The sequence below is a fragment of the Paraburkholderia sp. BL6669N2 genome (assembly GCF_003387275.1).
GTDB lineage: Bacteria > Pseudomonadota > Gammaproteobacteria > Burkholderiales > Burkholderiaceae > Paraburkholderia.
Genome location: NZ_QUNA01000002.1, coordinates 4062081 through 4074306, shown reverse-complemented (window position 1 = coordinate 4074306; position 12226 = coordinate 4062081). Strand labels below are relative to the sequence as shown.

Genomic DNA, 12226 nt, shown 5'->3' with positions numbered 1-12226 from the left:
TTTTTTTGATACAAAACGTTCCATTTATTTGAATTTTGGTTGACTGCCAGAAACCACTGGCCTACATTTCAGACACCAAGCATTTTTCGGTATTTTTTGTTCCATTTATCTCAAAGAGCTGGAGACACCCCATGAGCGAGCAGAATCCTTCCCCGCGTGACGCTACCGCCGACAACCGTGCCAGCGGCCCGCAGGCCATGACGCCGTCGGAAGCGTTTGTCGAAACCCTGGCGGCCAACGGCGTGACCGATATGTTCGGCATCATGGGCTCCGCCTTCATGGACGCCATGGACATCTTCGCGCCCGCCGGCATCCGTCTGATTCCGGTGGTGCACGAGCAAGGCGCCGGCCACATGGCCGATGGTTATTCGCGCGTCTCGGGACGTCACGGCGTGGTGATCGGCCAGAACGGCCCCGGCATCAGCAACTGCGTCACCGCCATTGCGGCGGCCTATTGGGCGCACAGCCCGGTCGTGATCGTCACGCCGGAGGCCGGCACCATGGGCATCGGTCTGGGCGGCTTCCAGGAAGCCAAACAACTGCCCATGTTCCAGGAGTTCACCAAGTATCAAGGCCACGTCACCCATCCGGCGCGTATGGCCGAATTCACGGGCCGCTGCTTCGACCGCGCGATGGCGGAAATGGGACCCACCCAGCTCAACATCCCGCGCGATTACTTCTACGGTCAGGTCAAGGTAGAAATCCCCCAGCCGCAGCGTCTCGATCGCGGCGCGGGCGGTGAGCAGAGCCTGAACGAAGCGGCTGAACTGCTCGCGCAAGCCAAATTCCCGGTGATCATTTCCGGCGGCGGCGTGGTGATGGCCGATGCGATCGAAGAATGCAAGGCGCTCGCTGAGCGGCTGAACGCGCCGGTCGTCAACAGCTATCTGCACAACGATTCGTTCCCCGCCAACCATCCGCTGTGGTGCGGCCCGCTCGGCTATCAAGGCTCGAAGGCGGCGATGAAGCTGCTGTCGCGCGCCGACGTCGTGATCGCGCTCGGCTCGCGCCTCGGACCGTTCGGCACGTTGCCGCAGCACGGCATGGACTACTGGCCGACCAACGCAAAGATCATCCAGATCGATGCGGACCACAAGATGCTCGGCCTGGTGAAGAAAATTTCGGTGGGCATCTGCGGCGACGCGAAGGCCGCCGCCGTCGCGCTGACCGAACGCCTTGCGGGACGCAAGCTCGCAAGCGACGCCACGCGTGAGGAACGCGGCGCTCAGATCGCATCCGAGAAAGCCGCCTGGGAAAAAGAACTCGACGACTGGACGCACGAACGCGACGCCTACAGCCTCGACATGATCGAGGAGCAAAAGCACGAACGCACGCCCGGTGGCGGCGCTTATCTGCATCCGCGCCAGGTGCTGCGCGAACTGGAAAAGGCCATGCCTGAAGACGTGATGGTCTCGACCGATATCGGCAACATCAACTCGGTGGCCAACAGCTATCTGCGCTTCAACAAGCCGCGCAGCTTCTTCGCGGCGATGAGCTGGGGCAATTGCGGCTACGCGTTTCCGACCATCATCGGCGCGAAGGTTGCCGCGCCGCACCGTCCGGCTGTGTCGTATGCAGGCGATGGTGCATGGGGCATGAGCCTGATGGAAACCATGACCTGTGTGCGCCACAACATTCCGGTGACGGCAGTGGTGTTCCACAACCGTCAGTGGGGCGCGGAGAAGAAGAACCAGGTGGACTTCTACAATCGCCGCTTCGTGGCGGGCGAACTCGACAACCAGAGCTTCGCGGCGATTGCCCGCGCGATGGGCGCCGAAGGCATCGTGGTGGATCGTCTCGAAGATGTGGGCCCGGCGCTCAAGCGCGCGATCGACGCGCAGATGAATCACGGCAAGACCACCATCATCGAGATCATGTGTACGCGTGAACTGGGCGACCCGTTCCGCCGCGACGCGCTCTCCAAGCCGGTGCGCATGCTCGACAAGTACAAGGATTACGTCTGAGCGTGTCATGCGGCGCGGGCGGCCTCCGTGTTCAAGCGGACCGAGGCCGCCGCGCTCACCGGCCGGAAACAGCGCGCATTCTTTTCACGCGCGCTGTCTCCGGCTTCTTCGTTCCAGATCTCACTACCTCTGCCATCGGCCACGCTTATGAAAGCCATCAACCGCATCATTGAACACGCGCGCCGTTCGCCGATGCGTATCGTGCTAAGCGAGGCCGAGGACCCGCGCGTGTTGCAGGCCGCGCAACGCGCGAGCCGCGAAGGCATTGCGCGCATTCTGCTGGTGGGCGACGCCGCGCGCATCCGCGAGGCCGCCGCCCGCTTCGACATCGATCTAAACGGTATGGAACTGGTGGACCCCGCCGCTTCGGCGCTCGCACCGTTATATGCCGACGAATTGTTCGCATTGCGCAGCAAGAAGGGCATGACGCTCGAACAGGCGCAGAAGGTAATCCTCAACCCTTTGTGCTTCGCGAACCTGATGGTGCGCCTCGGCCAGGCCGACGGTTCCGTGTCCGGCGCGGTCAACACCACCGCCGACGTGGTGCGCACCGCGATCCAGATCATCGGCATTGCGCCGTCATTCAAGCTCGTCTCGAGCTTCTTTCTGATGATGTTGTGCGAGCCGTTCCACACGCTCAAAGGCGGCTTGATCTTTTCCGATTGCGCACTCGTGGTGGAACCCGATGCCGCCCAACTCGCCGAGATCGCGATGGCCGCGGCGGACAGCGCAAAAAGCCTGCTGATGGACGAACCGCGCGTGGCCATGCTCTCGTTTTCGACGAGCGGCAGCGCGCATCATGCGGCAGTCGACAAAGTGGTCAACGCAACTCACATCGTGCAGGAACGCCGCCCGCATCTCGCGATCGACGGCGACGTTCAACTCGACGCGGCCATCGTCTCCGAAATCGCGCTGCGCAAGGTCAAGCATTCGCAAGTTGAAGGCCACGCCAACGTGCTGGTGTTTCCGAGTCTCGAGGCGGGCAATATCGGCTACAAGCTGGCCGAGCGGATCGGCGGCGCGAAGGCGATCGGCCCCCTGCTGCAAGGCCTGCGCAAGCCCGCCAACGACCTTTCGCGCGGTTGCAGCGCGGACGACATCTACTACGTCACCGCCGTCACCGCGGTGCAGGCGCAAGCCGCGCTCACGCATCCCGACGCCCTCCTCACGCCGTCTCGTTCATGATCGTTCAGAAGTTGCTGCCTCTGCTCGCGCTGATGGGCGTCGCGAGCTATTTTCAAACCATCACCGGCTTCGGTCTGAGCATGATCGTGATCGGCGCTGCCAGCGGCCTGGACCTGGCGCCGGTCACGAGTCTCGCCGCTTTGCTCAGCCTCGTGACGCTCGCCAACAGCGCAGCCGCCTTGCCCGGCAAACTGCATCACATCGACTGGCGCGCGGTGGGCGCCGCCACGTTGGGGATTCTGCCGTCGGTGGTGGCGGGCGTGCTGGTGCTGGATCTGTTGAGCAATTCGGCTTCCAGCGTATTGCAACTGCTGCTGGGCGCCGTGGTGCTGTATGGCGGCTTAAGCGCGGCGCTGCGGCCGGCGCCGCTCGCTTGCCGCTCGGGCGACCGGAGTTTCTTCGTGAGCGGCCTGTTCGGCGGTCTGCTGAGCGGGATGTTCGGCGTATCCGGGCCGCCGTTGATTTTTCAGTTCTATCGCCAGCCGCTCTCGCTCATGCAGATCCGCTACGCGTTGATTCTGATCTTCACAGTGACTTCGATCACTCGTACGCTGTTCAGCGCGTATGAGGGCCAACTCGACGCCGATATCTGGATGCAGGCCGCGTTCGCGGTCCCGGTCGTCGCGCTGATGACGCTCGTCGCGCGGCAGTATCCGCCGCCACTGTCGGGTGTGATGACACGCCGCATCGCGTATGCGATTCTGGTGGTGATCGGCGGCTCGCTGATTCTGCATGCGTTGCAGCAGTTGCTCCGTTAAGACGCCGCGGACACATGCGCCCTAGCGCCGCGCGCCGATCCAGCCGACGAGTTCGGCAAACAGCGACATGTCAGGCGGCGTGGACAGATCGACCGCGAGGCAACGGCGGTAATACGGACTGAGATCGAGTCCGACGCCAAGGCCCAGCAACTCGACATCGCGCGCGGCTTCGTTGCGTGCCACCACTTGCTTCAGATGATTGTCGAGGTAGTAGGCATCGTTGACCTGGGCGGTCGCACTGTCCATCGGGCTGCCGTCTGAAATCACGACGAGAATCCGCCGCGCCTCGGCACGCGCGCGCAGCCGCGTGCAAGCCCAGTCGACCGCTTCGCCGTCCACGCCTTCGCGGAACAGATCGGCCTTGAACAACGCCGCGATGTCGGCGCGAGCGCGCCGCCAGCTAGTCGCCGCGTCCTTGAAGACGAGATGGGCGACCTCGTTGAGCCGCCCCGGATGCGACGGCCGGCCGCCGGCCAGCCAGTCTTGCCGCGCACGGCCGCCATTCCAGGCACCGGTCGAGAAACCCAGCACCTCGCTCGCGACACCAGCCTGATCGAGCGCGCGGGTGAGCACGTCGACCAGCATCGCCACCGGTTCGATATAGGTTCGCATGGACCCCGAACAATCGATAAGAAAACTCACCACGCAATCAGCAATCGGCTTGTGCCGTTCGAGTAAAAACAGGCGCCGCTCGGCCGGCGAGCTGACCAGTTGGGACAGACGCCGGCCGTCGATACGGCCGTGCTCTTCGCCGAACGACCAGCCGTCGCGCTGCGGCACGGCGAGCGCGGCCTTGAGCGCATACGCGAGCCGCGGCACGTTGATGCGCTGCGCGGCAATGCGCTTGTCGAGCTGGTCGCGGTATTGCGCCAGCAATTCGCCGCGGATGCGCGAGCCCGGCACGAACTCACGGTCGTAGCGCGTGGTGTACGCCAGGTAGCGATGCTCGGCCTCTCTGAGCACGCGGCTTTCGCCGGTGGCGGCGAGACCCATGTCGACCTGCTCGCCGTCGTCGGTATCGAACCAGAGTGCGAACATGGCACGCACCGCTTCGTCGTCTTCCGGCGTCTGGGCTTCTGCATCTTCGACTGACTCCGCACGCGCGTCACGCATCATCTGACTAACGAGACGGGCCAATTCGAGAGCATGAAGTGCAAACTCGCCCTGCTCCGTTCTATGCCGCCGCAGCGCCGCGAGCGACACGCCCAAGATCGGCGTGATCGCTGCGCGGGTGGCCTCAATCAGACCTTCTGTTTCTTCCAGCACCGGCCAACCCGACAGACGCGACCAGACGATCTGGGCCACCGTGTAAAGCAGAATGCCGAGGTGGCCATCGGTCAGTCCCGTGCGATAGAAAGCCCGTGACCATGTTTCGAAACGATGGCGCAGATTCTGCGCGAGTCCCGGCATGCCGGCCGGCGCAAGCGCTTCGCAACGTAGCTGCTCGAACAGTTCGAACAGGAGTCGCTCGACCGGGTCGGCCTGCTCAGTGGGACATAGACTCGCGTGGAGATTCGCGTCGGAATGCGTGAGGCGTAATGCGGCGCCGTCCGCGGCACCGCGCAAGGAACGCAAATCATCCAGCTGCGGGTCAGTGCGCAGATGCGGCGCATGCAGAGGCACCGGACGCAGACCACGGTACAAACGGCCGGCTCGGTAATGCAGCTCGGCGTCGCCGGTCAATGCGCGCACCGCCGCCGCGCACAGATTCTGACGCTGTTCGGCGCGGCGTGTCGCTTGCCGCTCGGCAGGCGTCATTGCGGCACCGTCGAGCGCATCTCGCGCTCCGCCGTGCTTTCCAGTTCCCTATCGAAGCAGCGCTGGAAATACTCGGCCACGACGGACCGTTCGGCCTCGTCGCACTTGTTGACGAAGGTCAGGCGAAACGCCATGGCCGGATCGCGGAAGATCTGGCAGTTTTCCGCCCAGTCGATCACGGTGCGCGGCGACATCAGCGTGGAGAGATCGCCGGTCGCGAAGCCTTTGCGCGTCAGTTCCGCGACGCTGATCATCGATTCGATCAGCGCGCGGCCGGTGTCGTCGGCGAGTTCGGGCACACGCGCCAGCACAATGCCGGCTTCCTCGGCACGCGGCAGATAGTTGAGCGTGGCGACCACATTCCAACGGTCCAGCTGCGCGTGGTTCAACAACTGCGTGCCGTGGTACAACCCGTTCAGATTGCCGAGGCCAACCGTGTTGGTCGTAGCGAACAAGCGGAAATACGGATGCGGGTGAATCACGCGGTTCTGATCGAGCAGCGTGAATTTGCCGTCGCGCTCGAGAATGCGCTGGATCACGAACATCACGTCGGGACGGCCCGCGTCGTATTCGTCGAAGATCAACGCCATGGGCCGTTGCAGCGCCCACGGCACGATGCCTTCCTGAAACTCGGTGACCTGCACGTCGTCGCGCACGATGATCGCGTCTTTGCCCACCAGATCGAGACGGCTGATATGGCCGTCGAGATTCACCCGCACGCACGGCCAGTTCAGACGCGCCGCGACCTGTTCGATATGCGTCGATTTGCCCGTGCCATGCAAGCCCTGCACCATCACGCGGCGCTCGCGCATGAAGCCAGCGAGAATCGCCAGCGTCACTTCTGGATTGAAGCGATATACCTCGTCGATTTCCGGAACGTGGTCGTCGCGTTCGCTGAAGGCCGGCACCATCAAGTCTGAGTCGATGCCAAACAACGTGCGCACCGAGACCATCCGGTCCGGCTTGCCTGTCACGATATCGGTCACTACGGTCTCCTCGCGCTTCGTCACGACGAAGGCCGGCGGCCAACAGGTTGGCGGCGCGACCTTGCCGGTCCATCATACGCACTTTCTTTTTTCGATACAAATCATCTCGTTTTTTACAGCCGCAGTGCATCACTGATATCAGCGATGGTGATGCCTGTATTCCAGCGTGTCCGGTTCGCTGAACCCGGAGCCGGCCTTGCGGACGCGCAGCAGATAAGCAAGAAGCAACACGCCGAGGCTCGCTACGCCAAACCACAACGGTTGACGTTGCTCGGGAATGAACGCCATCGCCACCAGAATGCCGACCATGCCGACGATCGCGACCCACGTGAGGTACGGGTAGCACCACATCCTGACGCGCAGTTTCTCAGGCGCATCGCGCTCGATGCGAGCACGCAGTTTCAGTTGCGAAATGGCGATCAGCACGTACACGAAAATCGCCACCGTGCCGTACGAATTCACGAGGAAAGCGAACACGGTATCCGGCGACACATACGACATCACTACCGACGCATAGCCGAACACGGTGCCGATCAGAATCGCGCGAACCGGCACGCCGCGACGGTTGACCCTGGCGAGCGCGGCGGGCGCGTCGCCGTGGCGCGTCAGCGCGAAGATCATCCGCGACGCGGCGTACAGCCCTGAGTTGAGCGCCGACAGCACTGCGGTCAGCACGATGGCATTCATCACGCTGGCGGCCGCTGGAATACCCATGGCATCGAGCGCGCTCACGTACGGCGTCGCCATCTTCGGAGAGTTCCACGGCACCAGCGCGACGACGAGCAGAATCGAACCGACATAAAAAACCAGCACGCGCGTAATCACCGAGTTGGTTGCTTTGGCGACCGCCTTGGCGGGTTCCTGCGCTTCGGCCGCCGCGATCGTGACGATCTCCGCGCCGAAGTAAAAGCCCGTGGCGGCGACCGCGCCGCTCAGTACGGGTCCGATTCCCTTCGGCATCAAGCCGCCGTGCGAGAGCAGCGTCGGCAGCACGGCGGTGACATGCTTCGCGGCGGGCCACAGACCCAGCACATACATGCCGCCGAGAAACAGGAACACCATGATCGCGGCGACCTTGATCGACGCGAACCAGAACTCGAATTCGCCGTAGCTGCCGACGGATACCAGGTTGGTCGCCGTGAGCGTGACCAGCAGCACGAGACTGATTGCCCACGCGGGAACGTCGGGTAGCCAGAACTGCACGAGTTTCGCCCCGGCCACGGCCTCGACCGCCACGACGATGACCCAGAAATACCAGTACATCCAGCCGGTCAGAAAACCCGCGAGGTTGCCCGACGCGCGCTTGCCGCCGAACGCGAGCCGCGCGTATTCGTAGAACGAACCGACGGCCGGCATCGCGCAGGCCATTTCGCCGAGCATCCGCATGACCAGCACGACCAGCGCGCCGGTAATCAGAAACGACAGCACCGCCGCGGGGCCGGCCTGTTGCACGACCACGCCGCTGCCGACGAAAAGCCCCGCGCCAATCACGCCACCGAGCGCGATCATCGTCATGTGGCGCTGTTTGAGGCCCGCCTTCAATTCCGTTGTGTCTGTAGATCGCTGCATGTCACCTCCAATTCCGTTATCCGATCGCGGACCGGGCCGGCCCGCTTTCGCGGCCGCCCCGGTCCTATCGTCGTCAATACTGGATGGGGCGAGGACGCCCATGCGTCTCGCCCTGTGATTTTTGATGAAGCACCGCGCGACTCTCGCGCATGGTGCAAGTGTGCGCCGTTGGGTGCGCGGTTGCACAGCGCGCGCGGCGAGTTGCGAGTTGCAGGTTCAGCGCCACCCGGCGCGCGGGCGATTCTCCGCCCGCTGCATCAGGGTTTTTCGTCGCGCCGGAAATACAGTTGATACAGCATCCGCTGGCCAATGCGCCGGAATGGCGCGAACGGGTGCCCCGGCAACGGCGACGTGAAGATCGGCAACGTCTGCTTCGCACCCTTTCCCGCGATGCGTTCAGCGAGCCGCCGCCCGGCCTGCTGCGAGTACGACACGCCGTTGCCGCCGTAGCCGAGCGCGTAATACACCGTCTGCATCGGATCCGGCTGATACACGCGCGGCATCATGTCATGGCTGACGTCCACCCAGCCCCACCACGAGTAATCGATCGGAACGCCGCGCAAGGCCGGAAATTTGCGCAGCATGCCGTTGACCAGCAGATCGTAGTGCCGCGTATTGGGTGCGTCGGCGCCAGTGATCGCGGAGCGGCTGCCGATCTGCAAGCGATTGTCCGGCAGAAAGCGATAGTAGAAACGCAGCGTGCGCGTATCGGTCAGCACCTGGGTCGTGCGAAAGTTGCACGCGTCGATTTCCTGCTTCGTGAGCGGGCGCGTGACCATCGAATTCGACAGGATCGGCATGACGCGGCTGCGCAGCGAGTCGTGCAGCGTTTGCGACGTATACGCGCCCGTTGCAATGCCGACCGCGCGCGCACGCACGATGCCGCCAGGCGTGCGCAAATGATGCACGCCGTTGATCGTTTCCCAGCCGAGCACCGGACTCGCCGGATGCACCTTGGCGCCCGCCTCGCGGGCCAGCCGCAGATAGCCGAAAGCGAGCTTCAACGCATGAATGCCGATACCCTCGGGCTCGTGCAGCGCACCGGCTGCTTCGTGATCGTTGACGTATTCGCGCTGGAAGGTCTGCTTGTCGATCAGCTCGGACGGATAGCCGAACACGTCCTTCCAGACCTTGGCCTCGGCGGCGAGCTTCTGCATGATGCGCGGACGGTGTGCGATGAGAAAGTGGCCACCGGGTTGCGGATCGCAATCGATTTCCGCGACCAGCGATTTGAAGTTGTCGAAGCCTTCCTGAATCTCGTCGTGCATTTTCAATGCGACGTCTTTGCCCCAACGCTCGATCCATTGCGAACGCGACAGGCGGCCCGAGGCGTTCTGACCTTGCCCGCCGTTGCGGCTGCTGCAGCCCCAGCTCGTCTTGTTGGCTTCCAGCACGACCGCCTTGATGCCGTGCTCCCGCGCCAGACAGAGCGCCGTGGCGAGCCCGGTATAGCCGCCGCCGATGATCGCCACATCCACGTCGACGTCCGCCGTAATCGGGCCGTCGTCTTCGGGCGGCGTGCCCGCGGTCGCGACCCAGTAGGTCGGCGCATATTGCTTGCCCCAGCCCGGTCCCGGCGACACCAGCGGGTCGTACGCCGGATCGTAGCGCGTGTCGCCTTCGCGGCCGGAGGGCATGCCTTGCGCGACCCGTTCGATTTCACTGTACTCCATGTGAAGCTCCCGATCAGCGTGCGAGGTTCTGCTTCGGACGTTCCTTGCGGAAAGCCCGCTTGACCGCGATGAGGCCATCGCGGAACTCGAACAGGTCGCAACCTTCCGCCTCGATGCGCCAGCCTTCCGCGTGCGTTCCCGTGAACACCCACTCGGACACGCCGCGTTCACCGATCACATAATGGCGGCCCTTGCCCCAATGCGCGTCGGGAAAGGTCTTGAAGACGGCTTCGAAGGCCGCGCGCGTCGCCTCGCGACCCACGAAGCGTGCGCCGAAGACTTCCGGACCGCCTGCCGCATCGAACACGCAATCGTCGGTCATGAAGGTCATCAACGCGTTTGCGTCATGACGATTGAACGCATCGGAAAACGCGGCCAGTGTCTCGGCCGTGACGTGCTGCAGCGGGGTCTGTGTTTGAGCCATTGCTTTCTCCTCCTGGATGACTTTCGCTTTCGCGTTCGTTTCGATAAGGCATGAGACGCCGCCGGTGGCTGGCGATCCGTGAGGAAATTGTAGGCAGGGGGGTTTTTAGCCGGTAGGTCCAGTGCGGTGCTTTCGCCTGGTGCAGCGCCTCGTGACGCGGGTTTCGCGACGTTTGCGGCAAGTGCTGAATTGGACTCATCGACTCCCGTGAACTGGCTCTATGGTTCTATTTTTTTGTTCGGCAACACTGAGGGCATTGGCCACATGCTGCGAGGAGTTGACGTGCTCAAACTGTTTATCGGACTCGGCATTCCCTATCTTGGCGTGGTCGGCCTGCTGCCGTGGGTGGCGTCCGTCGATCGCTTCGTGTTGGGCGTGCCGTTCATCTATGCCTGGATCTTCGCGTGGTTCATCCTCACCTCCGGGTGCCTGATGATCTGCTGGCGCGTGTTCGACTGCCGCCACGACGAGTCCCACCCGCAAAACAGCTAAAGGAGTGTCCGGATGGCCACCGCAGTCTTTCTCGGCTTCCTCGCTTTCTCGCTTTACCTCGCGATCCGTTCGAACAAGGGACGCGGTCCGCAAAGCGTGCATGACTTCTTCGTGGCGTCGCGGCAGTTCGGCGCCTACCTGGTCTTCTTTCTCGCGGCCGGCGAGATCTACAGCATCGGCACGATGGTCGGTTTTCCAGGCGGCATCTATGCCAAAGGTCCGACGTACGGCGTCTGGTTTCTCGGCTACATTCTGCTCGCCTATCCCGTCGGCTATTTCATCGGCCCGAAGATCTGGCAGGCCGGCAAGCGCTATAACGCGATCACTCTGCCCGATCTGTTCAAAGGGCATTTTCAGAGCCGCTCGCTGGAACTGATCGTCGCGGGCTCCGCGATCATCTTTCTGCTGCCGTGGGGGCAGTTGCAGTTCACCGGACTCGTTGCCGCGTTGAACGGGCTCGGCTGGAACTTCAAACCGCTGTATCTGATTCTGTTCGCGGCGTTGCTCGCCTTCACCTACATCGCGATTGCCGGCGTGCGGGCATCGGCTTATATCGCCGTGCTGAAAGATATCCTGATGGTCGTCGCGATCGTCGTTACCGGCGTTGCCGTGTCGATGGAAGTCGGCGTGACCGAGGTCTTTCATGCCGCCAGCCAGCATGTGAGCAACCTGATGAATCCGCATCAGCTAACCTTCTCGATGAGCACCATGCTGTTCCAGTCGCTCGGCTTCTACGTCATGCCGTTCGCGGTGCAGAACTTCTTTACCGCGAAAAGCGCGAACACGATCCGCCGCACGCAGGTCGCGATGCCGCTGTACATGCTGATGTATCCGTTTCTCGTGGTCGCGTCGTACTATGCGATCAGTCAGAACCTGCATCTCGCGTCGCCTAACGAAGCGTTCTTCGCTGCCGCGATCCGCCTGTTGCCGGGTTGGCTTCTTGGACTCGTGGCGGCCGGCGCTTCGCTCTCCGGTCTGCTCGTGCTGGCCGGCATTTGCCTCGCGATCGGCCCGATCGTGACGCGCAATCTTCTGCCGCGCATGCCGGAAGCTCGCCAGAAGACCGGCGCAAAGGTAGTGATCGTGTTGTATCTGCTGGTGTCGATCGTGATGACGCTGCTCACGCCGAATCTGATGCTCACGCTAATCAATACCACGTATTACGGCGTGACGCAGTTCTTCCCCGGCGTGATGGTCGTGCTGTTCGGATTGCGCGTGCGGCCGTCCGCCATCGCGTCCGGCATGTTGACCGGACAGGTCCTGGCGATCATCCTGTACGTGTTGCAGATCGACCTGGGCGGCTTCAATCTGGGACTCGTGTGCCTCGGCGTGAACCTGCTGGTGCTTACCGCCGTGAATCTCACCGCGAAACCGAGCCGCGCGCACGCGCTGAGCTGAAACGAACTTCAATCACTGC

10 protein-coding genes are annotated in these 12226 nt (G+C 63.0%); 5 read left to right on the top strand and 5 right to left on the bottom strand.

The features are described from left to right. The first annotated feature begins 131 nt into the window (after positions 1–131). From xsc to B0G80_RS40920, 3 genes are all read left to right on the top strand, one after another. On the top strand, positions 132–1964 hold the full coding sequence (xsc, locus tag B0G80_RS40930; RefSeq protein ID WP_181196469.1) for a sulfoacetaldehyde acetyltransferase: 1833 nt from the start codon (positions 132–134) through the stop codon (positions 1962–1964). Between the two features lie 147 nt (positions 1965–2111). Continuing rightward, positions 2112–3149, top strand: coding sequence for a phosphate acetyltransferase (gene pta, locus B0G80_RS40925; RefSeq protein ID WP_116123935.1), 1038 nt, complete (start codon positions 2112–2114; stop codon positions 3147–3149). After that, on the top strand, positions 3146–3907 hold the full coding sequence (locus B0G80_RS40920) for a sulfite exporter TauE/SafE family protein (protein ID WP_116123224.1): 762 nt from the start codon (positions 3146–3148) through the stop codon (positions 3905–3907). Before pta ends, B0G80_RS40920 begins: the two co-directional genes overlap by 4 nt. Positions 3908–3928: 21 nt before the next feature. On the opposite strand, the gene B0G80_RS40915 is transcribed toward B0G80_RS40920, so the two are convergent. From B0G80_RS40915 to B0G80_RS40895, 5 genes are all read right to left on the bottom strand, one after another. Then, a complete protein-coding gene (locus B0G80_RS40915) occupies positions 3929–5665 on the bottom strand; it encodes a cobaltochelatase CobT-related protein (protein WP_116123223.1) in 1737 nt (578 codons plus the stop codon). Beyond that, positions 5662–6651, bottom strand: a complete 990-nt coding sequence (locus B0G80_RS40910; RefSeq protein WP_116123222.1) for an AAA family ATPase — start codon at positions 6649–6651, stop codon at positions 5662–5664. Before B0G80_RS40910 ends, B0G80_RS40915 begins: the two co-directional genes overlap by 4 nt. Positions 6652–6789: 138 nt before the next feature. Then, on the bottom strand, positions 6790–8220 hold the full coding sequence (locus tag B0G80_RS40905) for an amino acid permease (RefSeq protein WP_116123221.1): 1431 nt from the start codon (positions 8218–8220) through the stop codon (positions 6790–6792). Between the two features lie 257 nt (positions 8221–8477). Further along, entirely contained in the window at positions 8478–9893 is a 1416-nt protein-coding gene (locus tag B0G80_RS40900) for an FAD-binding oxidoreductase (protein WP_181920171.1), read from the bottom strand. A gap of 13 nt (positions 9894–9906) precedes the next feature. Continuing rightward, positions 9907–10317: a nuclear transport factor 2 family protein gene (locus tag B0G80_RS40895; protein WP_116123220.1), complete on the bottom strand. Its 411-nt coding sequence runs from the start codon at positions 10315–10317 to the stop codon at positions 9907–9909. Positions 10318–10599: 282 nt separating this feature from the next. Between B0G80_RS40895 and B0G80_RS40890 the strand changes: the two genes are divergently transcribed. Together B0G80_RS40890 and B0G80_RS40885 are read left to right on the top strand one after the other, a co-directional pair. After that, the gene (locus tag B0G80_RS40890) at positions 10600–10809 is read left to right on the top strand and encodes a DUF3311 domain-containing protein (RefSeq protein ID WP_012426254.1); all 210 of its coding nucleotides are present in this window, start codon (positions 10600–10602) and stop codon (positions 10807–10809) included. A 12-nt stretch (positions 10810–10821) separates the two neighbouring features. Further along, a complete protein-coding gene (locus B0G80_RS40885) occupies positions 10822–12207 on the top strand; it encodes a sodium:solute symporter (RefSeq protein WP_116123219.1) in 1386 nt (461 codons plus the stop codon). The last annotated feature ends 19 nt before the right edge of the window (positions 12208–12226 follow it).